The 20,634-nt window shown below is 67.6% G+C and carries 24 protein-coding genes; 11 read left to right on the top strand and 13 right to left on the bottom strand.

The window, feature by feature from the left end; translation table 11 throughout:
- Positions 1-32 precede the first annotated feature (32 nt).
- The 3 genes from def (at position 33) to truA (ending at position 2,289) form a co-directional block, all read left to right on the top strand.
- The gene (gene def, locus P8X75_06050; GenBank protein ID MEJ1994765.1) at positions 33-563 is read left to right on the top strand and encodes a peptide deformylase; all 531 of its coding nucleotides are present in this window, start codon (positions 33-35) and stop codon (positions 561-563) included.
- A gap of 62 nt (positions 564-625) precedes the next feature.
- Positions 626-1,549, top strand: a complete 924-nt coding sequence (fmt, locus tag P8X75_06045; protein MEJ1994764.1) for a methionyl-tRNA formyltransferase — start codon at positions 626-628, stop codon at positions 1,547-1,549.
- On the top strand, positions 1,546-2,289 hold the full coding sequence (gene truA / locus P8X75_06040; GenBank protein MEJ1994763.1) for a tRNA pseudouridine(38-40) synthase TruA: 744 nt from the start codon (positions 1,546-1,548) through the stop codon (positions 2,287-2,289). The genes fmt and truA overlap by 4 nt, the downstream gene beginning before the upstream one ends.
- 34 nt (positions 2,290-2,323) lie before the next feature.
- Here truA and argC read toward each other — a convergent pair whose 3' ends face one another.
- From argC to dapD, 4 genes are all read right to left on the bottom strand, one after another.
- A complete protein-coding gene (gene argC / locus P8X75_06035) occupies positions 2,324-3,274 on the bottom strand; it encodes an N-acetyl-gamma-glutamyl-phosphate reductase (protein ID MEJ1994762.1) in 951 nt (316 codons plus the stop codon).
- A gap of 109 nt (positions 3,275-3,383) precedes the next feature.
- Positions 3,384-3,968, bottom strand: a complete 585-nt coding sequence (locus tag P8X75_06030; protein ID MEJ1994761.1) for a hypothetical protein — start codon at positions 3,966-3,968, stop codon at positions 3,384-3,386.
- Positions 3,965-5,113: a succinyl-diaminopimelate desuccinylase gene (dapE, locus tag P8X75_06025; GenBank protein MEJ1994760.1), complete on the bottom strand. Its 1,149-nt coding sequence runs from the start codon at positions 5,111-5,113 to the stop codon at positions 3,965-3,967. The genes P8X75_06030 and dapE overlap by 4 nt, the downstream gene beginning before the upstream one ends.
- A 1-nt stretch (position 5,114) precedes the next feature.
- Complete coding sequence (gene dapD / locus P8X75_06020; GenBank protein MEJ1994759.1) at positions 5,115-5,975, bottom strand: 2,3,4,5-tetrahydropyridine-2,6-dicarboxylate N-succinyltransferase; 861 nt, start codon at positions 5,973-5,975, stop codon at positions 5,115-5,117.
- A 215-nt stretch (positions 5,976-6,190) separates the two neighbouring features.
- Here dapD and P8X75_06015 point away from each other — a divergent pair, with 215 nt between their 5' ends.
- Positions 6,191-6,592 carry a DUF1761 domain-containing protein gene (locus tag P8X75_06015; GenBank protein MEJ1994758.1) on the top strand — a complete coding sequence of 134 codons (402 nt, stop codon included), beginning with the start codon at positions 6,191-6,193 and terminating at the stop codon, positions 6,590-6,592.
- A 24-nt stretch (positions 6,593-6,616) separates the two neighbouring features.
- On the opposite strand, the gene P8X75_06010 is transcribed toward P8X75_06015, so the two are convergent.
- Together P8X75_06010 and P8X75_06005 are read right to left on the bottom strand one after the other, a co-directional pair.
- Positions 6,617-7,270: a pyrimidine 5'-nucleotidase gene (locus P8X75_06010; GenBank protein MEJ1994757.1), complete on the bottom strand. Its 654-nt coding sequence runs from the start codon at positions 7,268-7,270 to the stop codon at positions 6,617-6,619.
- A 4-nt stretch (positions 7,271-7,274) separates the two neighbouring features.
- The gene (locus tag P8X75_06005) at positions 7,275-8,039 is read right to left on the bottom strand and encodes a class I SAM-dependent methyltransferase (GenBank protein ID MEJ1994756.1); all 765 of its coding nucleotides are present in this window, start codon (positions 8,037-8,039) and stop codon (positions 7,275-7,277) included.
- Between the two features lie 41 nt (positions 8,040-8,080).
- Between P8X75_06005 and gloB the strand changes: the two genes are divergently transcribed.
- The 3 genes from gloB to P8X75_05990 all read left to right on the top strand — a co-directional run bounded on the left by gloB (position 8,081) and on the right by P8X75_05990 (position 9,727).
- Entirely contained in the window at positions 8,081-8,851 is a 771-nt protein-coding gene (gene gloB, locus P8X75_06000; GenBank protein MEJ1994755.1) for a hydroxyacylglutathione hydrolase, read from the top strand.
- Positions 8,852-8,899: 48 nt separating this feature from the next.
- On the top strand, positions 8,900-9,514 hold the full coding sequence (locus P8X75_05995) for a glutathione S-transferase N-terminal domain-containing protein (protein MEJ1994754.1): 615 nt from the start codon (positions 8,900-8,902) through the stop codon (positions 9,512-9,514).
- Positions 9,515-9,595: 81 nt separating this feature from the next.
- The gene (locus P8X75_05990) at positions 9,596-9,727 is read left to right on the top strand and encodes a hypothetical protein (GenBank protein MEJ1994753.1); all 132 of its coding nucleotides are present in this window, start codon (positions 9,596-9,598) and stop codon (positions 9,725-9,727) included.
- A 27-nt stretch (positions 9,728-9,754) separates the two neighbouring features.
- On the opposite strand, the gene P8X75_05985 is transcribed toward P8X75_05990, so the two are convergent.
- The 6 genes from P8X75_05985 to P8X75_05960 all read right to left on the bottom strand — a co-directional run bounded on the left by P8X75_05985 (position 9,755) and on the right by P8X75_05960 (position 15,582).
- The gene (locus tag P8X75_05985) at positions 9,755-10,417 is read right to left on the bottom strand and encodes an HAD-IA family hydrolase (protein ID MEJ1994752.1); all 663 of its coding nucleotides are present in this window, start codon (positions 10,415-10,417) and stop codon (positions 9,755-9,757) included.
- Positions 10,414-11,325: a DMT family transporter gene (locus P8X75_05980; GenBank protein ID MEJ1994751.1), complete on the bottom strand. Its 912-nt coding sequence runs from the start codon at positions 11,323-11,325 to the stop codon at positions 10,414-10,416. Before P8X75_05980 ends, P8X75_05985 begins: the two co-directional genes overlap by 4 nt.
- Before the next feature lie 98 nt (positions 11,326-11,423).
- The gene (locus tag P8X75_05975; protein MEJ1994750.1) at positions 11,424-11,831 is read right to left on the bottom strand and encodes a carboxymuconolactone decarboxylase family protein; all 408 of its coding nucleotides are present in this window, start codon (positions 11,829-11,831) and stop codon (positions 11,424-11,426) included.
- An 89-nt stretch (positions 11,832-11,920) separates the two neighbouring features.
- Positions 11,921-12,646 (bottom strand): acetoacetyl-CoA reductase, encoded by a 726-nt coding sequence (gene phbB / locus P8X75_05970; GenBank protein MEJ1994749.1) that lies wholly within the window; start codon positions 12,644-12,646, stop codon positions 11,921-11,923.
- 240 nt (positions 12,647-12,886) lie between these two features.
- Positions 12,887-14,062 carry an acetyl-CoA C-acetyltransferase gene (locus tag P8X75_05965; GenBank protein MEJ1994748.1) on the bottom strand — a complete coding sequence of 392 codons (1,176 nt, stop codon included), beginning with the start codon at positions 14,060-14,062 and terminating at the stop codon, positions 12,887-12,889.
- Positions 14,063-14,256: 194 nt separating this feature from the next.
- Positions 14,257-15,582, bottom strand: coding sequence for an alpha/beta fold hydrolase (locus P8X75_05960; protein MEJ1994747.1), 1,326 nt, complete (start codon positions 15,580-15,582; stop codon positions 14,257-14,259).
- 37 nt (positions 15,583-15,619) lie between these two features.
- Here P8X75_05960 and P8X75_05955 point away from each other — a divergent pair, with 37 nt between their 5' ends.
- From P8X75_05955 to P8X75_05940, 4 genes are all read left to right on the top strand, one after another.
- Positions 15,620-16,024, top strand: a complete 405-nt coding sequence (locus P8X75_05955) for a hypothetical protein (GenBank protein ID MEJ1994746.1) — start codon at positions 15,620-15,622, stop codon at positions 16,022-16,024.
- Between the two features lie 78 nt (positions 16,025-16,102).
- Positions 16,103-16,738 (top strand): polyhydroxyalkanoate synthesis repressor PhaR, encoded by a 636-nt coding sequence (gene phaR / locus P8X75_05950; protein MEJ1994745.1) that lies wholly within the window; start codon positions 16,103-16,105, stop codon positions 16,736-16,738.
- 43 nt (positions 16,739-16,781) lie between these two features.
- The gene (locus P8X75_05945) at positions 16,782-17,774 is read left to right on the top strand and encodes an amidoligase family protein (protein ID MEJ1994744.1); all 993 of its coding nucleotides are present in this window, start codon (positions 16,782-16,784) and stop codon (positions 17,772-17,774) included.
- Positions 17,775-17,799: 25 nt separating this feature from the next.
- A complete protein-coding gene (locus tag P8X75_05940; protein MEJ1994743.1) occupies positions 17,800-18,534 on the top strand; it encodes a gamma-glutamyl-gamma-aminobutyrate hydrolase family protein in 735 nt (244 codons plus the stop codon).
- Here P8X75_05940 and P8X75_05935 read toward each other — a convergent pair.
- Positions 18,501-20,519 carry a hydantoinase/oxoprolinase family protein gene (locus tag P8X75_05935; GenBank protein MEJ1994742.1) on the bottom strand — a complete coding sequence of 673 codons (2,019 nt, stop codon included), beginning with the start codon at positions 20,517-20,519 and terminating at the stop codon, positions 18,501-18,503. The genes P8X75_05940 and P8X75_05935 overlap by 34 nt on opposite strands.
- Positions 20,520-20,634 lie beyond the last annotated feature (115 nt).

The following is a 20,634-nucleotide window of genomic DNA, read 5'->3' as shown; positions in this document are numbered from 1 at the left end:
ATCACCGCGAGTAAGAGAGCACTAGAGAGCCCATGGCGAAGCTGCCGATCCTGACCGCGCCCGATCCCCGCTTGAAGAAGATCTCCAAGCCGGTCGAGAAGGTTGACGACGAAATCCGCCAGTTGATGGACGACATGCTGGAGACCATGTACGTGGCCCCCGGCATCGGCTTGGCCGCGCCCCAAGTGGGCGTCTTGAAGCGCGTGATCGTCGTGGACGTGGCGGGCGAGGACGAGGAGCCGCAGCCCCTGAAGCTCGCCAATCCGGAGCTGGTCTGGGTCTCCGATCACGACAACAGCTACCAGGAGGGCTGCCTCTCCCTGCCCGAGCACTATGCCGACGTGGTGCGCCCGGCGGAGATCCGCGTGCGCTACCTGGACGAGGAGAACGAGATCCGCGAGCTGGAGGCAGACGGCCTGCTGGCCACCTGCATCCAGCACGAGATCGACCACCTGGAGGGTATCCTCTTCGTCGATCACATCTCCGCGCTCAAGCGCAACATGATCCTGCGCAAGCTTCTGAAGGCGAAGAAAAGCGGCGAGACCGAAGCCGCCACGGTCTGAGCCGTCCACCACCCCCTTTACCTTCCCCAGCGCCGAGACTTTGAAGTAGTCTCTTTGCCGCCATGAAGCCCTTGAAACTCGCCTTCATGGGCACGCCGGAGTTCGCCGTGCCCAGCCTCCACAGCCTGCTGCTCGCGGGCCATGATCTGCGCGCGGTCTATTCCCAGCCGCCGCGCCCCGCGGGCCGTGGCAAAAAGCTCCGCCCCTCGCCCGTGCAGCGCCACGCGGAGGAGATGGGCTTGGAGGTGCGCTGCCCTGAAAGTCTGAAGGATGAGGCGGCGCAAGCGGCCTTCAAGGCGCTGGACCTGGACGCCGCCGTGGTCGCGGCCTACGGGCTGATCCTGCCCAAGGCGGTGTTGGAGACACCGCGTCTGGGGTGCCTCAACGTCCACGCCTCCCTGCTGCCGCGCTGGCGCGGGGCCGCGCCGATCCAGCGCGCGATCCTGGAGGGCGACCAGCGCAGCGGCGTCACCGTCATGCAGATGGACGAAGGGCTCGACACCGGGGGCATCCTGGCGACCGCCGCCACCGCCATCACCGAGAAGGATACCGGAGAGAGCCTGCACGACCGCCTGGCCCTGATGGGCGGCCCGCTGATCGTCGAGACGCTGGCGGCGGTGGCGGACGGCGGCCTCAAGGCCAAGCCGCAGCCGGAGAAGGGCGTCACCTACGCGGCCAAGCTGACCCGGGAAGAGGCGAAGCTGGACTGGAGCGAGGACGCCGCGCGCCTGGAGCGGCTGGTGCGCGCCTTCACCCCCTGGCCCGGCGCCTGGTTCGAGGCCAAGGGCGAGCGCATCCGCGTGCTCGCCAGCGAAAGGGCCGAGGGGTCGGGCAGGCCCGGCGACATTCTGGACCGGCAACTGACCGTCGCCTGCGGGAACGGCGCCCTGCGCCTCACCAAGGTGCAGCGGGCGGGCAAGGCGGCGGTGGAGGCCGAGGCCTTCCTGCGCGGCTTCAAGCTGGGTCCGGGCGACAGCCTGGCATGACCCAGCGCTTCAAGATCACCGTTGAGTACGACGGAGGTCCCTTCGTCGGGTGGCAGCGCCAGCCGAACGGCCCTTCGGTGCAGCAGGCGCTGGAGGAGGCCATCGAGGGTTTCTCCGGCGAGACGCCCTTCGTGCAGGGTGCGGGGCGGACCGATTCAGGGGTCCACGCCCTGGCCCAGGTCGCCCACTTCGACCTGGAAAAGGAGATCACGCCGGACGCGCTGCAAGGCGCGCTCAATCATCACCTGAAGGGCCAGCCGGTGGCGGTCCTGTCGGTCGAGGCCGTGGGGGAAGACTTCCACGCGCGTTTCTCCGCGACGGGGCGCGCCTATCTCTATCGGATCCTGAACCGCCGGGCGGAGCCCGCCCTGGACCAGGGCAGGGTCTGGTGGGTGCCCATCGCGCTGGACGCAGAGGCCATGAACCAGGCCGCGGAGCATCTCGTGGGACACCACGACTTCAGTTCCTTCCGCGCCGCCGAATGCCAGGCGAGCTCGCCGGTGAAGACGCTCGACCGGCTGGAGGTCTCGCGCCGGGGCGACGAGATCGAGGTGATCGCCGAGGCCCGCTCCTTCCTGCATCACCAGGTGCGCAACATCGTCGGCACCCTCTCGCTGGTCGGCAAGGGGACCTGGAGACCTGAAAGAATTCAGGCCGTGCTGGAGGCAAAGGACAGAAAGGCGGCGGGCGCGACCGCCCCGCCCGAGGGTCTCTACCTGACGCGGGTCACCTACGACTGAAAAGAATCGGGTGAAAAGGATCAGGTGAAGAGGATCAGGTGAGCCCCTGGTCCTCGGCGCAGCCCAGGACGAGATTGAGGTTCTGGATCGCCGAGCCCGAAGCGCCCTTGCCCAGGTTGTCGAGCTGGGCCACCACCATGGCCTGCTGCGCTCCTTCGTTGCCGAAGACGTGGATGCGCAGATTGTTGGTGCCGTTCAGGTCCTCCGGGTGCAGGCGCTGGCGCGCCCCGCTCTCCTCCAAAGGCGCCACCGTCACGAAGCGCTTGTCCTCGTAGTGCTCGCTGTAGATCGCGTGGATGTCCTCCGGCGTCACGCCCTTGGGCAGGGACCAGAGCTGGAGCGGCAGGGAGACCAGCATCCCCTGGGCGAAGCGCCCGACCGAGGGCGAGAAGACCGGCGGATGGGAGAGACCGCCGTAAAGCATGATCTCCGGCAGGTGCTTGTGCGCGAGGTTGAGGCCGTAGAGCCAATAGGGCGCTTCGGTGTAGTTCGGGTTCTGCTTGTCCTCGTAGCTTTCCATCAGCTGCCGCCCACCGCCCGAATAGCCGGAAACGGCATGGATGCTGGCCGGAAACTGCGTGGGCAGCAGGCCCCGCTCGGTCAGCGGGCGCAGGATCGAGACCGACCCCACGGCGTAGCAGCCGACATTGGCGATGCGCTTGGAGTCCTTGATCCGCTCCGCATAGCCCTCGGCCATCTCGGGAAAGCCATAGACCCAGCCCTCGGCGACGCGGTGCGCGGTGCTGGCGTCGATCACCACGGTATCGGGGTTATCGATCAGGGAGACGGACTCCCGCGCCGCCTCGTCCGGCAGGCAGAGGATCGCGACTTCGGCGAGGTTCAAGAGACGCTTGCGTTCGGCCTGATCCTTGCGCTTTTCCGGGTCGATCGAAAGCAGTTCGATATCGTCCCGGGCCTTCAGCCGCGAAAGGATCTGCAAGCCGGTGGTCCCGGCCTCTCCATCGATGAATACCTGCCGTTTCATGGTCTTCGCCTTTTTATCCTGTCCGGCCTCTCCGGCGCGAAACCGCCCGCACGCGGAAAAGCGCGGTCATCATTTCGCATCGGGCGTCCGGCTTCAAGGCCGGGCCCGGCTAGCCGGTGATGAGCGCCGGGAACATGTTCAATCCCGCGCCGATGAAGAAATCCAGGGCCGTGAGCACGACCGCGGGCAGGGCGGCGATACCCAGCGCATGGCGCGCGACGCTCCAGTTGATGGCCAGCGCCAGCAGACCCGCCGGGAACAGAAGCGCCTCCGCGTCGCCGAAGATCATCGCGCCGATCATGAAAGCCGTAACCTGGGCCAAGAGCGCAAAGAGCTGAGCCCAGTTGTAGGCGACGATGTAGCCCGCGTAGCGGTCGAATCGGCCCAGGTTGCGCGTCACGTAGATCGCCGCCAGCGGCCAGTAGAGCCAATTGATCACATAGAACAGCAGAAAGCCGATCAGGTTGAACAGCAGATTGCCGCCCTCTGCCGCCGCCTCCTGTGTCTCCGGCCCCGGCGACACGATGAAGGCCGCCAGCATCAGCAGCGGCAGACCGTAGAGCGCCGCGTAGAAGGAGCGCCAATAGCCCCGCTCGCTGACGTCCAGCAGTTCCATGCCTTCCGGCTTTTGCAGCAGGAGCTGGAAAGCGCCCTTCAAAGAGCCTTCCAGCTCTGCTTTGCTCGGCAGGCTCATGTCGAGAAATATCCCTCCAATATCCTGAGGTAGATATTGGTGAGGGAGCGCAGTTCCGCCAGGGGCGTCTTTTCGTCCACCTTGTGGGCGGTGGCGTTGCGCAAGCCGAATTCCGCGACCGGGCAGGCGTCCTTGATGAAGCGGGCGTCCGAGGTGCCGCCGGTGGTGCCAAGCTCCGGCGCCTTGCCCAGTTCGGCCTCGATCGCGCCGGAAATCAGCTCCGATAGAGGCCCCGGCGGCGTCAGGAAGGACTCGCCGGAAACCGAGAACTCCAGATCGTAGCGCTTGCCCGCGGCCTTCACCCGCTGCTCGATCCAATCCCTGATATCGTCCGAGCTGTGATGGTCGTTGAAGCGGATGTTGATCCGCGCCCTGGCCTCGGCGGGAATGACGTTGGTCGCCGGATTGCCGATGTCGATGGAGGTGACCTGAAGGCTGGAGGGCGGGAAATGATCGCTGCCCTCGTCCAGCGGCTCCTGCGTCAGGGCCGCCAGAATGCCGACCAGCGCGTGGGCCGGGTTGTCTGCGAGTTGGGGATAGGCCGTGTGGCCCTGAACGCCCTTCACGGTCAGGCGCGCGTTCATGGAGCCGCGCCGCCCGATCTTCACCATGTCGCCGAGGCGCTGATCGCTGGTCGGCTCGCCCACCAGACAGTGGTCCAGGGCCTCGCCGCGCCCGGCCAGCCACTCCAGCATCTTGACGGTGCCGTTGACGGCGTCGGCCTCCTCGTCGCCGGTGATGAGAAAGGCGATGGAGCCGCCGAAGTCCGGGCCCCTCTTTTCCAGAAAGCGAGAGACCGCGGCCGCGAAGGCGGCGATCGAGCCCTTCATGTCGACCGCGCCCCGGCCGATCAGCTCGTCGTCCACCACCTCCGCGGCGAAGGGATCGACGCTCCAGGCCGCCGCATCGCCGACCGGCACCACGTCGGTGTGGCCCGCATAGCAGAAGACCGGCGCCGCCGTTCCGATGCGGGCGTAGAGGTTATCGACCCGCTCCGTCCCTGCCTCCTGGAACGGCAGGCGGTGACAGGTGAAGCCCAGCGCTTCCAGACGGGCTTGAAGCAGGTCCAGCGCCCCGCCCTCGGCCGGCGTGACCGAGGGACAGCGGATCAGCGCCTGGGCAAGCTCAAGCGTGTCAAAGGCCATCTCAGCCCCGCAGCAGCTCGTTGATCGACACCTTGGCGCGGGTTTTCTCGTCGACGCGCTTGATGATCACCGCGCAGTAGAGGCTGGGGCCCGGCGAACCGTCGGGCAGCGGCTTGCCCGGCAGGCTGCCCGGCACCACCACGGAATAGGCCGGGACGCGGCCCATGAAGGTCTCGCCCGTGTTGCGGTCCACGATCTTGGTGGAGGCGCCGATGTAGACGCCCATCGAGAGCACCGCGCCCTCTTCCACCACGACGCCCTCGACCACCTCGGAGCGCGCACCGATGAAGCAGTTGTCCTCGATGATGACGGGGCCGGCCTGCAGGGGCTCCAGCACGCCGCCGATGCCGACGCCGCCGGAGAGATGCACGTTCTTGCCGATCTGCGCGCAGGACCCGACGGTGGCCCAGGTGTCGACCATGGTGCCCTCGTCAACATAGGCGCCGATGTTGCAGAAGGAGGGCATCAGCACCACGCCCTTGCCGATGAAGACGCCCCGGCGCACGGTCGCGGGCGGCACGGCGCGGAAACCGGCCTTGGTGAAGTGCTCGTCGGTCCAGCCGGCGAACTTGGAGGGCACCTTGTCGAACCAGGCGGCCTTGCCGCTGGCCTCGTCCTCGGGCCCGCCGATGAAGCTGTGGGTCGGCGTCAGGCGGAAGGAGAGCAGCACGGCCTTCTTGAGCCACTGGTTGACCTCCCAGTCGCCCACGCCGCGCTTTTCGGCCACGCGGTAGCTGCCCGCATCCAGACCCGTCAGCGCCAGGTCCACGGCCTTGCGCACCACGCCGTCCGTCTCGGTCGTGATCTCCGCCCGGTTCTCCCAGGCCTCGTCGATGATGGACTTCAAATCCTCGGTCTGCATGCTGATCTTCCCTGGCTAGCCTGAAGGAAGGGGCTGGAAAACCGCCCCCTCAAAGTCGCTGCGGAAGATGCGTCAGGCGTGTCGAACTGTCAATTGACAGCCTAGCTGCAAAGCCCCAAGAAAACCACGGCTTGGAGGCGAGAGAATCGCCAGCGATAATGCGCCCGAGACCATCCGCGCACCCGTCACCGCCCTGCCACCTGGAGCATACCGTCATGAGCTTTGTCAGCTTCTTCCTTTCGCCCCTCGCCAGCATGCTGTTCGGCGCGCTCTACTTCGGCGCGTTGAAGCGGCCCTGGCTGGCGCAGCTCGAGAACGGGGCGCTTGCCCAAACGCGCAGCGCGCAACCCCTCAGCTATGTCCTCGCCTTCGCCGCTCAGCTCGGCGTCTCGCTTCACATAGAGTGGCTCTTCTCCCTCGTGGACAGTCATTTCGGCTTTGGACCGGGCGGCCTGATCCCGCTGCTCTGCTTCAACTGGATCTGTCTGATCGTCCTGCCCCTGGCCATGAACTACCGCTTCCAGGGCCGCCCGCTGGCGCTGCTTTTGCTCGACAGCGGCTTCTGGTTCGGCGCGATCGCGGTGCAGACCGCCATGAAGCTGGCCTTTTATCTCTAGGCCAGGAACTCTAGGCCAGAAGCTCTAGACCAGGAGTTCGCGCAGCCAATCCTTGAGGTCGGTGATGGTGTGGTGGACCGCGCTTTCATCGAGATTGATGTGGGTGTCCGGATCGTCGTGGCGCAGCCACACGGTGGTCATGCCCAGGCTGGCCGCCGGGGTCAGGTTACGCACCGTGTCCTCGACGAAGAGCGCTCGGGCGGGCGCGATGGCGTGGCGCTGACAGAGCGCGTCGTAGGCCTCGGGCGCGGGCTTGGGCCGGTAGTTGGCCGCGGTGATGTCGAAGGTCGCCTCGAAGTGCCGGGTGACGCCGAGGCGCGCCAGCACCTTCTCGGCATGCCCCTGCGATCCGTTGGTGTAGATCAGCTTGCGGCCCGGCAGGCTTTCGAGCAGGCCGTCCAGCTCCCGGTCCTCGCCCAGGCGTGAGAAATCCACGTCGTGCACGAACTCCAGGTAGGGCTCCGGGTCCAGGCCATGCTCCACCATCAAACCGTTCATGGTGGTGCCGTAGCGGCGGAGATAGTCCTTCTGGACACGGTGCGCCTCCTCCGGCCCCAGACCCAGAAACTCGGCTGTATAGCTGCGAATGCGCGACGTGATCTGCGGAAAGAAATCGGCCGCCGGATAAAGCGTGTTGTCCAGATCGAAGATCCAGGTGTCGATGCGCTCGGTCAGCATGACGTCAGCGCAACGCCTGCCGCCGGATAGGGGCGGCATTGGGGATGGGGACCACGACCGGGCGGCGGCTGCGCGCCGGGCGGACGGTGGAGGCGGCCCAGACTTGCTTGCGGGCCTCGGCCAGCACCACGCCGGAAAAGCGGGTGAACCAGCGCGCGCCCAAGCGCTCCCAGGCCTCCGCGCTCTTCATCAGCGTGCGGCTCCTGATCGGCGGCAGATAGAGCGCGCGGTCGGACGCCGTGGGCACGAAGCCATAGCCGCGCAGCAGGCGGTTCAGCTGTTGCAGGCCGTAGGGCTGACCCCAGCCAAAGGGCGAGCTGTCGCTGCGCGACCAGAGCCCCCGGCGGTTCGGCGTCACCACCAGCAGACGCCCGTCGCCGGCCAGCACGCGCCAGATCTCCTCCATCAAGGCGCGCAGCGCCTCGCTGCTCTCCAGCCCGTGCACCAGCAGCAGCCGGTCGATGCTGGAGTCGGGCAGCGGCAGGGCGGTCTCCTCCACCAGGGCCACCGCGCCAGGACCCTCGGCGGGCCAGTGCAGCACGCCCTGCTGCGCGGGCATCAGGGCCATGACCTGGGGCGACTCCTCGCGGAACTGCTCCAGATAGGGCACCGCGTAGCCGAGCCCGGCGACCCGGCATTTTGAGAGGTCGGGCCAAAGCCCACGGATCGAGCGGCGCACCATCGCCTCGGCGATCTGCCCCATCTCGGTCTCATAGAAGTCTCGCAAATCGACGACATCGGCCCACATGGTCTTTATGATGGTCGGCAACGACCGCGCCGCAAGCAAGAAATGCGAGGAGCCGAAGCAAGATGTCGAAACTGGAAGTCCAGCAGATCCCCGTTCTGAACGACAACTACGTTTATCTGGCGCATTGCCCGGTGAGCGGGGCCACCGCCGTGATCGACCCGGCCGTCTCCGGCCCGGTGCTGGCGGAGGCTGAACGGCTGGGCTGGACCATCACCCATATCCTCAACACCCACCACCACGCCGACCATGTCGGCGGCAATCTGGAGATCAAGGAGGCCACGGGCTGCACCATCGTCGGCCCCAAGCCGGACCGCGCCCGCATCCCCGGCATCGAGGTAGAACTGGATGAAGGCGACCGCTACCAGCTCGGCGAGGCCGAGGCCCAGGTCTTCTTCGTGCCCGGACACACCCGCGGACACATCGCCTACTGGTTCGAGGAGAGCGGCGTCCTGTTCTGCGGCGACACGCTCTTCGCGCTGGGCTGCGGGCGGCTCTTCGAGGGGACGCCGGAGCAGATGTGGCATTCCCTCTCCAAGCTGCGCGCCCTGCCCGACGACACGCTGGTCTACTGCGCCCATGAGTACACCCAGGCCAACGCCCGCTTCGCGCTGACGGTCGATCCCGATAATCAGGCGCTGCGCAGCCGCGCCGCCACGATCGACTCGCTGCGCGCGCAGGACCAGCCGACCGTGCCCTCCAACCTGGGGGAGGAGAAGGCCACCAACCCCTTCCTGCGCGCCGACGCGCCCGACCTCGCCGATGCTCTTTCCCTCAGCGGGGAAGCGCCCGAGCGGGTCTTCGCCGAGGTGCGCGGCCGCAAGGACAACTTCTGACGGCCTCGAACAGCGCCAGTTGCGCAATGTTATAAGGTAACAATTAAAATGACGATGAAGCTCTACTACTCAGCGGCCTCCCCTTACGTCCGCAAGGTGATGGTGACGGCCATCGAGACCGGGCAGCGGGACCGGATCGAGACCATTCCGGCGGACACCAACGACCTCGCGGGCCCGCTTCAGGGCGACAACCCCCTGGGCAAGGTGCCGACGCTGGTGCTGGAGGACGGGCGGCAGATCTTCGATTCCCCGGTGATCTGCGAGTATCTCGACAGCCTGCACGATCATGCGCGGGTCTTCCCCGCCTCCGGCGAGCCGCGCCTGGCGGCCCTCGTCCTGCAGGCGCTGGGCGACGGCATGATGGACGCAGCCCTCGCCATCGTCATGGAAGGCCGCCGGCCTGAGGAGTTCCGCTACGCCGCCTGGATCGACAGGCAGCGCCAGAAGATCGCGCAAGGTCTGAGCCGCCTGGAGAGTGACGCCGGCAGCTTGACCGAGGGCGGGCTCACCATCGGCCAGATCGCCGTCGCCTGCTTCCTGGGACACGCCGAGTACCGCAACATCATCTCCGACTGGCGCGGCGCGCACCCCAAGGTGGCGGCCTGGTACGACGGCTTCTGCGAGCGCCCCTCCATGAAGGAAACCGCGCCGCCGCCCGCCTGACCCCCTGGCAAGACGCTATCTCCGCCCCAAGGTCTTAAGGGTGAGCTCCCATCACCGGAACGGGCCAGGAGGCCAAAAACCTTGTCAGATAAGAAGTTGAACAAGACCGACGCCCGCCAGGGCGTGGAAACCAAACGCATGCGCTACGTGCTGGCCATCTCGCTCGGCTTGGCCGTGGTGGCCTTGCTGGCGGTGCTGGGCGTCTTCGCCTGAGCTGCGCCAGAGTCAGGCTTAGCAGGGTCAGGCGCGAAGCCACTCCGACAGTTCTCCAGCCGACGCGAAGACGTCGCGCGCCCCGGCCTCGCGCAGCGCGGCCTCCTGCCCGTCCGGGATGTGGCTTGCCGCCAGCAGGCCCACGACCGCGATCCCGGCGGCGGCGGCGGCCTGCACGCCGGTCACGCTGTCCTCGATCACCAGCGCCTCGCCCGGCTGAAAGCCCATGCGCGCGGCTGCGTGAAGGTGCAGGTCGGGCGCGGGCTTGGCGCGCGCCACCTGCTCCGCGCTGAAGCAGGCGCCAGCCTCGAAGAAGCGGGAGAGCCCGACGATCTCCAGGGCCCGCTCCAGCCTCTCCTGCGCGGCGTTGGAGGCGACGCAGCGCGCGCCCCGGTCGGCTTGCAGCAGGGCCGCCATGCCCTCCAACGGCTGCAACTCGGTCTCGAAGGCGATAAGTGCCCTGGCCTGAACCCGCCGGGGAAAGTCGCCCGGCAGCGCGACGCCCGTTTCGGCCGTCACGACCTTGGCGATGGCGGCGTCGGTGTAGCCCGCGAAGCGATCGGCGACCGCGCCCGCGTCATAACTGAGGCCCCAGTCCGCCAACTCCTCGGCCACCACGCGGCAGGCGATCGCCTCGCTGTCGATCAGCACGCCGTCGCAATCGAAGATCAGGAGAGGCGGCCGGTTCATGCGCCCCTCAGGAGGCGTAGGAGAAAGTCCTTGGACGCCAGAACCGCGCCCCCGAAAACCAGGAAGGCGGCGAGCCCCACCACCCAGCTCGGCTCGGCGAAACCGGCCAGAATCAGGACCAGGGTGGAAAGCAGCGGCGCCATGTAGGAAGACGCGCCCAGCACCGCGATCCGCCCGTGCTTGGTGCCGTAGTCCCAGAAGAAGAAGGCCACGCCCACGGGCCCCAGACCCAGCCCGAGGATCGCCAGCCACTCCCCGAGGTCCGGCGCCACGGTCTTCTCGAACAGCAGGTGGCAGAAGCCGCCCAGGATCGCGACCAGCAGGCAAAAGCCCGAGACCACTTCGGTCGGCACCCCGCCGAAGCGCCGGTTCGTGACGGAATAGCTGGACCAGGTGAGCGCGCAGGCAATGGCCGCCAGATAACCCGGCAGGTACTGCGCCTGAAAGGAGACGCGGCCCCCGTCGGTCACCAGCAGGCCCGCGCCCGCCAGGCCCAGGAGCGCGCCCGCCAGGTGGAACCAGCGCAGCCGCTCGCCCGGAAGCAGCGCCGAGAAAACTACGATCAGCAGTGGCCAGAGATAGGCGATGAGGCCGGCCTCGACCGGCGGCGCGTTCTTCAGCGCGACGAAGTAGAAGAAGTGATAGCCGAAGAGCCCGCCGACACCGAGCGCCCAGGCGAGCGGCGGCTGCCGCAAGACCGAAAGCCCCTTGAGGCCCCGGCGCAGCAGGAAGGCGAGGCTCGCCAGGAACGCGATGCCGAAGGAAAGGCTCAAGAGCTGGAAGGGCGGAACGCTCTCCGCGCCCGCCGTGAAGAGCGCCAGCAGCGCCCAGAGCAACACGGCCAGGAAACCGATCAAGGTGGCCCTGACCGAACGGTCGGGCAGCGGCAAGGGAGGCGTCGTGCTCATAGCGATGCCTTCTAGCCGCGCCGGACCGCCGGGGCAAGCGGCCAGAAGGCCCCGAGCGGCAGCCCAGAGCGCCGCCCAGAGCCGCAAGCCGCCTTCGGCTACTTGCGCGCGCCGTCCTTGAAGGCCTCGTCCAGCTCGACCTGGAGCCCGGTCACCAGCTTGTTGGTCTCCGAGGCCATGCCGACCACGGCCATGAGCTCGGCCAGCATCTGGTCGGTCATGCCCTTGGCCCGGGCGGCGGCGGTGTGGCTGTTGATGCAGTAGCTACAGCCATGCGCGGTGGAGACGGCGACATAGATCATCTCCTTGGTCAGCGGGTCGAGCGCGCCCGGCGCCATCACCTGCTTCACCGACTCCCAGGTCCGCTTCAGGGTCGCGGGGTCGTTGGCCAGCGCCTTCCAGAAGTTGTTCACCCAGTCGGTGCCGCGCAGTTCCATGATCTCCTCATAGACCGCGCGCACTTCCGCGCTCGCCGTTTCGTATTCGATCAGGGGCAGGGTCGCCATGCTTTGACTCCTAGAGCGTAGAGTTCACGGAGTTGGGGCCGCCCAAACCGGACGGCCCCGTATCTAATTCCAGGCTTTCGCTTTCGCGCTTAGGACATGTACTGGCCGCCGTTGGCGCTCAGCGTGGAGCCGGTGATGAAGCCCGCGTCGTCGCCCGCCAGGAAGGTGACGCAGCTCGCGATCTCCTCCGGCTCGCCGAGGCGACCCACGGGGATGAGGGGCAGGATCTTGCTGTTCAGCACCTCCTCGGGCACGGCGCGCACCATCTCGGTGCCGATGTAGCCCGGCGCCACCACGTTGGCGGTGATGCCCTTGGCGGCGTTCTCCTGCGCCACGGTCTTGGTGAAGCCGATCACGCCCGCCTTGGCGGCGGCGTAGTTGGCCTGACCGAACTGGCCCTTCTGCCCGTTGATCGAGGAGATCGAGATGATCCGCCCGAAGCCGCGTTCGCGCATGCCCTCAATCACGTTGCGGGTCATGTTGAAGAGCGAGTCCAGGTTGGTGGAGATCACCGCCGACCACTGTTCGGGCTTCATGCGGTGCAGGGTGGTGTCGCGGGTGATGCCCGCGTTGTTGACCAGGATGTCGATCGGCCCCAGGTCGGCCTCGACCTTGGCGATGCCTTCCTTGCAGGCCTCGAAATCGGCGACGTCCCACTTGTAGACCGAAATGCCGGTCGCTTCCTTGAACTTGTTGGCGGCCTCGTCGTTGCCGCCGTAGGTGGCCGCGACCGTATAGCCCGCGTTCTTGAGCCCCACCGAAATCGCCTCGCCGATGCCGCGCGTGCCACCGGTGACCAAAGCTACTCGTGCCATGCTGTTACCTCCCTGCTCTGCTTTCACGGGTCCTCGTGCTGGGACCGCTTATAGCTCATGGACGCAACGGCTCTCCCCGCGCGCCTCTCCAAGTGACCCTGATAAGAACATGAGCCAAGTTTCAAACCAAGGCCCTCGTCCCGCGCTGCGGCATGGCGGGCGGCGCAGGCGAGCAGGGGACAAAAGAAAAGGGCCGCCCGGCGGGGCGGCCCTTCGCTTCGTCTTTATTGGCGCCTGAGCTTAGCGCTCCAGGCACATGGCGATGCCCATGCCTCCGCCGATGCAGAGCGTGGCGAGGCCCTTCTTGGCGTCGCGGCGCTGCATTTCGTGCAGCAGGGTGACCAGGACGCGCGCGCCGGAGGCGCCGACCGGGTGGCCAAGGGCGATGGCGCCGCCGTTGACGTTCACCTTGGAGGTGTCCCAGCCCATGTCCTTGTTGACGGCCAGGGCCTGGGCGGCGAAGGCCTCGTTGGCCTCGATCAGGTCGAGGTCGTCGACGGTCCAGCCGGCCTTCTCCAGCGCCGCGCGCGAAGCCGGGATCGGGCCGGTGCCCATGATCGAGGGATCGACCCCGCAGGTCGCCCAGGACACGATCCGCGCGAGCGGCGTGACGCCGCGCTTGGAGGCTTCGGCGCCGTCCATCAGGACCACGGCGGCCGCGCCGTCGTTGATGCCCGAGGCGTTGCCCGCCGTCACGGTGCCTTCCTTGTCGAAGGCCGGACGCAGCTTTGTCAGGCTCTCCAGCGTGGTGCCGTGCTTGGGATGCTCGTCGGTGTCGACCACGATGTCGCCCTTGCGGGTGGAGATGGTGACCGGAACGATCTCGTCGGCGAACTTACCGGCCTTCTGGGCCTCTTCCGCCTTGTTCTGGGACTTCAGCGCGAAGTCGTCCTGCTCGTCGCGGGTCAACTGCCACTGGCGCGCCACGTTCTCGGCGGTGTTGCCCATGTGGTAGCCGTTGAAGGCGTCCCACAGGCCGTCGCGGATCATGGAGTCGATGAACTTGAGGTCGCCCATCTTCTGGCCGTTGCGCAGGTGCGCGACGTGCGGGGCCTGGCTCATGGACTCCTGTCCGCCGGCCACCACGATCTTGGCGTCGCCGCACTGAATCGCCTGGGAGCCGAGCGCGACGGTGCGCAGGCCGGACCCGCAGAGCTGGTTGATCTGGTAGGCCGTCTTCTCGACCGGGATGCCGGCGTGAACGGCGGCCTGGCGGGCCGGGTTCTGCCCGGCGCCGGCGGTCAGGATTTGACCCAGGACCACCTCGTCGACCTCACCGGCTTCGACGCCGGCGCGGTTCAGGACTTCCTTGATGGCGGCGGTGCCAAGGGCAGAGGCGGGCACGGAGGAGAGACCGCCTCCGAAGGCGCCGACAGGGGTGCGGCAGGCACCGGCGATTACGATATCGGACATGATTGGGAAAACCTCCCTCTTTGGTTCCAGGAAGCCGGTCCTTCGGCATCGTGCGTCCGAAGGTTGCGGCGTTGAATCGGCCCGGAAAACGGAGAGCTATGAGGCGTCCTCTTGGGACCTGCTGCACCGCTCAGGGCTCGCTGCGTTGCACAATCCCGCTTGGTATAGCGCGGCGCGGGTCTTCTTCGCAAGAAGCCTTAGGGCGCGGAGCGTTTCCAGAGCCAATCGGCGAGCGGACGCCAGAGTTGATCGCGCGCCCCACCGGCCACGACCATGCCGATGTGACCCAAAGCGGGCGTCATCACCTCACATGTGGGAAGCGCCCCGGTGAGCGCAAGGGCCGAGGCGGGCGGCACGATCCGGTCCTGCCCCGGCACCAGCGCCAGGGTCGGCAGCGTGACCTCCGCGGGGTCCACGGGATGGCCCGCGATGCGCCAGAGGCCCAGATGCGTCTCGTTGGCGCCATACCAGCCCATGAGGCATTCCAGCGCGACCGGGGCGCTCAGCGGCACGCCGTCGTTGAGCCAGTCCTCCAGCGCCACGAAGCGCCCGGCCTTGCTGCCCGACGCCTCCATCCGCCCGAAGGCCATGAACTTCTTCAGCACCGAGAGCGGGTCCAGCAGCGCGAAGTAGCTCTGCACCATGTCGGTCGGCATGAAGCCCAGCCCCTGCAACAGGGGTTGCAGGAAACCCGCCTGCATTCCGGCGAAGCGCGAGACCTCCTCCTGCTCGGCATGGAAGTTCCAGGGCGTGGCCATCAGGACCAGCCCCGCCAGATCGCGCTGACGCCGTTGGGCCAGGGCCAGGGCCAGCAGCCCGCCCATGCAGTACCCGGTGAGGATCATGGGGGCCTTGGTGGCGGCGAGCGCGGCGTCGAGCGCCGCCTCCAGCCGCCCGGCCACGTAGTCGGTCAGGGTGAAGCCCCGCTCCGCCTCGCCCGGCGCGTCCCAGTCGATCACCAGCGGCTTGAAGCCCTCCCCGGCCAGCCAGCGCAGCAGGCTGCGGTCGGCCTGAAGGTCCAGCACGTAGTAGCGGTTGACGAGGGAGGGCACGACGAAGACCACCGGTGCGTCTTCCGGCGCGTCCGGGGCATAGTCCAGAAGGCGGGTCGACCCCTCCTGCCAGAGAACCGGCATTTCGGGCAGGTCGCGGCTGTAGGGGTGATGGCGATAGGCCTCGATGCCGTCTAGAAGGCCGTCCAGCCGCTCGTTCACCTGCGCCTGAAGGGCCTTCTGAAAGGCCTCAGGATCGATTCTTTGCAGGGCTTCGCGGAGCTGGGCCGCCCTTTCGGCTTCCGCGCGCGCCTGTTCCGGACTTGCGTCGGGGTTTTGCGCCCCGCTCTTCGAGGGCAGCGAGCCGTTCTTCCAAAACGGCCAGGCGGCCAAGGAGCTGTTCCACAGCATCAGCGCCGTCGTCAGGTGCATCGGCAGGGGACGCGGTCCCGTTCGCACCCCGGGCGCAGGCAGCGGCCGGTTTCCCTCCCGCTGGTGCTTGGCTTCCTGCTGCTGGTCCTGTCGGCTCAAAGCCGCCTCCCGCGGTTCCTGTCATCCCGGAAAAGGGATGGGGCTGCGTCGTCGCACCCATCATCATGCCGCTCAGCATCTGCTGCCACAACTGCCAGGGGGCGGGGGCGGCCTGCTGAGCGTAGCCCGGGGCGCCCATCGGGGCGCCGCCGGCGCCGGTCATGAGCCGCAGGATGGCCAGCATCTCCGGGTCGCGCGCCATGCCCGCGGCCTGCTCCTGCCAAAGGTCGAGAAAGCGCTGCGCGAGATCGCGGGCTTCCTGACCCGGATCGCCGGGTTCAGCACCGGAACCTGCCGCGCCTTTCTTTTCGCTACTGCTCACGAGAGAGCCTTCCTTTCCGCGCCGCGCCAAACGCCACGGCCCGGCGCGGGCGGCGGCAGTATAGGCGGCCAAGCTCTGTCAGGCCAAGGATTGGGAATCCTCAGATCAAGAAAGTTCTGAAACATTGACAGGGCTTTGCGCTGCACAGCACAATCCCTGCTGCAACGCCACATAAAGCAGAGTTAGGGCGGTAGACATATGGATAAGAACAAGGGGGCCGGGAAGAAGGCCGCCGGTGCGGAGGACAAGGCGGCGGGCAAGGACGTCGTGGTCATCAAGAAGTATGCCAACCGGCGTCTCTACAACACCGCGACCAGCAGTTACGTGACGCTCGACCACCTCTGTCAGATGGTGAAGGACGACGTGGACTTCGTGGTCTACGACGCCAAGTCCGGGGACGACATCACGCGCAGCGTGCTGACCCAGATCATCGTCGAGGAGGAGTCCAAGGGCACCAACCTTCTGCCTATCAACTTCCTGCGGCAGCTCATTTCCTTCTACGGCGACAACATGCAGTGGGTGGTTCCGCGCTATCTGGAACAGACCATGGGCGTGCTCGCCAAGAACCAGGAGAAGATGCGCCAGTCCATGCAGGACACCCTGGGCGGCATGTTCCCCTTCGGCAATCTGGAGGAAGTGGGCAAGCAGAACCTGGCGATGTTCGAAAGCGCCATGAAGATGTTCTCCCCCTTCCCCGAAGGCGAGGAAGACGGCCAGAAGCCGGCCGAGGGCAAGGCGGGCGACAACGCCAAGGAACAGCGGCTTCAGGAACTGCGCGAGCAGGTCGACGCGCTGCAGAAGCAACTGCAGTCCATGAGCGACGACAAGAAGTGAAACCCTTGGCGCGCCGGGCGCCGCCCCCATATCCTTCCTCATCATGACGCATCGTTTTTCAGATCCGCCGCGCCCGCGCACGGCAGAGGGCGCCCTGCGCCGCGTCGGCGTGGAGATCGAGTACGCCAAGCTGGACGTACAGCAGTCCGCCGACCTCGTGCAGTCGCTCTTCGGCGGGCAGCAGCACCCCGACGGCCTGCACCGCATCGCGGTCAAGGGAAGCGATCACGGAGACTTCCTGGTCGAGCTGGACCTTCGGCTGCTGCATCGCGAAGTCAGGGACGACAAACCCGACGACGACGAGGTGCAGCGCATGCTCAACGACCTCGACCGCGAGCTCACCAAGGCCGCGGGCGACGTCGCGGGGCTGCTGGTCCCCTGCGAGATCGCCTGTCCGCCCATCGCCTACAACGAGTTGGGCGCGATCGAGGAGCTCATCGTCCGCCTGCGCGAGAAGGGCGCGATCGGCACCTCCTCCAGCCTGCTGGCGGCTTTCGGCCTTCAGCTCAATGTCGAGCTGGCCAGCCTGGAAACCGATGACATCCTGCGTCAGATCCGCGCCTACCTGCTGACGAGCGACTGGCTGCGCGAGGAGATCGGAGTCAACATCAAGCGGCGTCTGGCGACCTTCATCGACCCCTTCCCGGCGCGCTACGTGGAGAAGGTGGTGGACCCCGGCTACAAACCGGACCTCGGGCGGCTGATCGACGACTACATCGAAGCCAACCCGACCCGCTACAAGGAGTTCGACCTGCTGCCGCTCTTCGCCCACCTGGACAAGGAGCGGGTGCGCGCGCAACTGCCCAAGGCCAAGATCAACCCGCGCCCGACCTTTCACTACCGCCTGCCGGACTCGCGCGTCGACGATCCCTCCTGGAGCCTGGCTGAGGAGTGGGACCGCTGGCTGGTGGTCGAGCGGGTCGCCGCCGACGAGTCGATCCTGAGCCGCCTGCAGAACGCCTATCTGGAGTACCGCAGCCATCTGGTGCCGCTCGGCTGGGCGGAGCGCACCCGGCGCATCCTGAGGTCCCTATGATGAGAGGCCGCGCGGGAGACAGGCCATGAGCCGCCGCCCCTTGATCGGCGTCACCGCCTCGCGCCGGGGCGGGCGCTTCATGTGGTGGTTCAACCGCTTCTCCGTCTGGCGGCACGGCGGGCGCGCCTGCCGTCTGGTCGCGGGCAAGCCCTTCGACCCGAAGGACCTGGACGGACTGATCGTCGGTGGCGGCGACGACATCGGCCCGATGCTCTACAGCGGCGAGATCGACCCGGCCGTTTCGATCGATCCGGAGCGCGATGCGCTGGAGCTCTACCTGCTGGGCGAAGCGCGCACGCTGGGGCTTCCGGTGCTGGGCATCTGCCGGGGCGCGCAGATGATCAACGTCTCGCTGGGCGGCAACCTGCACCGCGACATCTCGAAGGTCTACGACGGGGTGGGGCGGCGCAAGACGCCGCTGCCGCTCATGACCGTCACCATCGAACCGGACAGCCGTCTCGCGGCCATGCTGGAGCGCACCCGCGCCCGCGTGAACGCGCTGCATCATCAATCGGTGGACCGGATAGGCCGGGGCCTCAAGGTGGTGGCGCGCGATCACCTCGGGATCGTTCAGGCCTTGGAGTCCTCGGGCAGCGACTTCCTGTTCGGGGTGCAGTGGCACCCGGAATTCCTGATCTTCGACCGGGGCCAGCAGCGGCTTTTCCGCCGCCTGATCCGCCATGCCCGCGAGCAGGCGCTGGAGCGGGGCCGGACCGGCGGCAAAGGTCAGGCGGACCGCGCGAGCCTTGGGCGGCCGTAAGCGCGCGCCGTCACCTTGCCTTCCAGGAAGACCTCCCGCCCGCCCGCCACGGGCGCGGACTTCTGTTCGCGGCTGAACTCGACGCGGATCTCTTCCGCGCCTGCGGCCTCCGCGAGTGAGCGGGCCGCCGCCGCGGCTTGCGTCTCCGCTGCTTTGAAGGCGGCCTCAAGGGATTCCATGTCCTGGGGCGCGCTGGGGCCGTGCAGGCGGAAGATGCCCTCCTGCGGCGAGGTGATGGTGACCTGAGCGCGCTGGGAGACGCCGCCCGCGACCGCCCCCACGGCGTTGCAGACCTCGGCATGACGCGGCACCAGATGGCGCGTGCCCATCCTGCGGGCGATATCGGGATAGTAGATCGCAGCGGGCGCGCCGATGCCGACCAGCGGGCGCTTGAGCTGCAAGGCGACGCCCAGCATGGGCGCGCTCTGCAGGCCCAGCGCCCGGCGCAGCAGGCTCTTGGCCCCCGGACCGGGCGCAGCGCCGTAGCCCGCGCGCGCCTCTTCCAGCATCACGGCCTCCGCCAAGGCTTCGCCCGATTGCAACACGACGCGCTCTATCACGGCCTCGGCGAAGGCCTCGGGGCTGGCGGCGACCCGCTTGCCGAAGACCGTCTCGCTGCGCGCCCAGAGGGCCGCGCCCAGCGCCGCCGCCTCCGCCTGCCAAGTCGCCTGCAAGCCCAGAACATGCGCCGCGTCCGAGGGCGTGAAGGCGGAAACGATCACCAGACCCTTGTCCTGCAGCTGCTTCAGGGAGCGTTCCGCGTAGGCGCCGCCCATCAGATCGCCCAGCGCGACGGGACCGGCCGCCAAGGCCTGCCAGATGCTGGTCTCCAGACGCGAGAGCCCCTGTTCGCCACCCTTGGGCAGACTGCGCAGACGCAGCGCGAAGCGCCCGTCCCGCTCGTTCGGGAAACCCCGCTCCAACTGCTCCCTCAGCTTGACGAGGGTCTTGGGATACTCCTGCGCCAGAAGGCTGAGCGGCAGGGCGCGGCGCGGCCCCACGACCAGCCCCTCGCCTTCGGCCAGACGCACCTCGCTGTCGCCGCCCAAACCCAGGGTGTGGACCGAGACGGCCTCGACCATGGTGCGGTATCCGCCGACCCGCGCGCCCTCCGGATCGAGCAGGGGCTCGCCGTCGTTCAGGACCGCGATGTCCGTCGTCGTGCCGCCGATGTCGGAGACCACGATGTCGCTCTCGCCCGACAGGAAGCGCGCGCCCACGACCGAGGCGGCCGGACCTGAGAGGATCGTCTCAACCGGCTTCATCAGCGCGGTCTCCGCCGCAATCAGGGAGCCGTCGCCCTTGACCACCATCAGGGGCGCCTGGATGCCGCGTTCGCCCAGCATGGCCTGGACAGCCTCGATCAACTGCGCGATCAGCGGCACGAGACGGGCATTCAAGAGCGCGGTGAGCGCGCGGCGCGGCGCATCCAGCCCGCCGGAGAGTTCATGGCCGCAGGAGACCGGCAGGCCGGTCTCCTCGCGCAGGATGTCGCGCACCCGCTTCTCGTGCTCCGGGTTGCGCACCGCGAAATAGCCGCAGACCGCGAAGGCCGCGACGCGGCCCTTGAGGCGCGCGATCTCTTCGCGCAGGGCGGCTTCATCCAGCGGCGCCTGCCGGGACCCGTCGTGCTGGTGACCCCCGGAGATGAAACAGACGGGGTCGCCGCCCAGGGCCTCCTTCAGGCCGCCGCGCTCCAGCATCTTCGGGGTCTGGCCGATCATCACCAGGGCGACCGGAAAGCCGTGGTGCTCGACGATGGCGTTGGTTGCGAGGGTGGTGGAGAGCGAGACCAGTTCGATGCCGGCGCGCGAGGCCTCGTCGATCTGCGCCAGCGCCGCTTCGGCGGCGCGGGAGACGCAGAGCGAGAGCTGGTCCTTGGTGGTCAGCGACTTGGCCGAGGCGACGACGCTTTCCGCCTCGTCGTCGAAGACCACGGCGTCGGTGTAGGTTCCCCCCGTGTCGATCCCCAGCAGCAGGGCCATGGCTGTCGGCGCTCCCAAATATTTCTTGAGGCCCGGCGGCTGCCGGCCAGAAATCCTTTTCCGACCTTTTCGGGTTCCGGGCAAGTCTATTGGCGGCAGGGTCCCAACAGGGCGC

Origin of the sequence: Limibacillus sp. (assembly GCA_037379885.1) — a bacterium.
Classification (GTDB): Bacteria; Pseudomonadota; Alphaproteobacteria; order Kiloniellales; family CECT-8803; genus JARRJC01.
The sequence above is the reverse complement of the archived record's forward strand: the minus strand, read 5'-3'. Positions and strand labels throughout refer to the sequence as shown.

Bases quoted from the DNA above. Each gene is read 5' to 3' on its own strand.
- P8X75_05945 (MEJ1994744.1), top strand. From the start codon at position 16,782: ATGACGCATCGTTTTTCAGATCCGCCGCGCCCGCGCACGGCAGAGGGC.
- dapE (MEJ1994760.1), bottom strand. From the start codon at position 5,113: ATGGCCTTTGACACGCTTGAGCTTGCCCAGGCGCTGATCCGCTGTCCC.
- P8X75_05940 (MEJ1994743.1), top strand. From the start codon at position 17,800: ATGAGCCGCCGCCCCTTGATCGGCGTCACCGCCTCGCGCCGGGGCGGG.
- fmt (MEJ1994764.1), top strand. From the start codon at position 626: ATGAAGCCCTTGAAACTCGCCTTCATGGGCACGCCGGAGTTCGCCGTG.
- P8X75_05955 (MEJ1994746.1), top strand. From the start codon at position 15,620: ATGGGGCTGCGTCGTCGCACCCATCATCATGCCGCTCAGCATCTGCTG.
- P8X75_06015 (MEJ1994758.1), top strand. From the start codon at position 6,191: ATGAGCTTTGTCAGCTTCTTCCTTTCGCCCCTCGCCAGCATGCTGTTC.
- P8X75_05985 (MEJ1994752.1), bottom strand. From the start codon at position 10,417: ATGAACCGGCCGCCTCTCCTGATCTTCGATTGCGACGGCGTGCTGATC.
- dapD (MEJ1994759.1), bottom strand. From the start codon at position 5,975: ATGCAGACCGAGGATTTGAAGTCCATCATCGACGAGGCCTGGGAGAAC.
- P8X75_05980 (MEJ1994751.1), bottom strand. From the start codon at position 11,325: ATGAGCACGACGCCTCCCTTGCCGCTGCCCGACCGTTCGGTCAGGGCC.
- phaR (MEJ1994745.1), top strand. From the start codon at position 16,103: ATGGATAAGAACAAGGGGGCCGGGAAGAAGGCCGCCGGTGCGGAGGAC.
- def (MEJ1994765.1), top strand. From the start codon at position 33: ATGGCGAAGCTGCCGATCCTGACCGCGCCCGATCCCCGCTTGAAGAAG.
- phbB (MEJ1994749.1), bottom strand. From the start codon at position 12,646: ATGGCACGAGTAGCTTTGGTCACCGGTGGCACGCGCGGCATCGGCGAG.
- argC (MEJ1994762.1), bottom strand. From the start codon at position 3,274: ATGAAACGGCAGGTATTCATCGATGGAGAGGCCGGGACCACCGGCTTG.
- P8X75_05935 (MEJ1994742.1), bottom strand. From the start codon at position 20,519: ATGGCCCTGCTGCTGGGGATCGACACGGGGGGAACCTACACCGACGCC.
- P8X75_05995 (MEJ1994754.1), top strand. From the start codon at position 8,900: ATGACGATGAAGCTCTACTACTCAGCGGCCTCCCCTTACGTCCGCAAG.
- gloB (MEJ1994755.1), top strand. From the start codon at position 8,081: ATGTCGAAACTGGAAGTCCAGCAGATCCCCGTTCTGAACGACAACTAC.
- P8X75_06030 (MEJ1994761.1), bottom strand. From the start codon at position 3,968: ATGAGCCTGCCGAGCAAAGCAGAGCTGGAAGGCTCTTTGAAGGGCGCT.
- P8X75_06010 (MEJ1994757.1), bottom strand. From the start codon at position 7,270: ATGCTGACCGAGCGCATCGACACCTGGATCTTCGATCTGGACAACACG.
- truA (MEJ1994763.1), top strand. From the start codon at position 1,546: ATGACCCAGCGCTTCAAGATCACCGTTGAGTACGACGGAGGTCCCTTC.
- P8X75_05975 (MEJ1994750.1), bottom strand. From the start codon at position 11,831: ATGGCGACCCTGCCCCTGATCGAATACGAAACGGCGAGCGCGGAAGTG.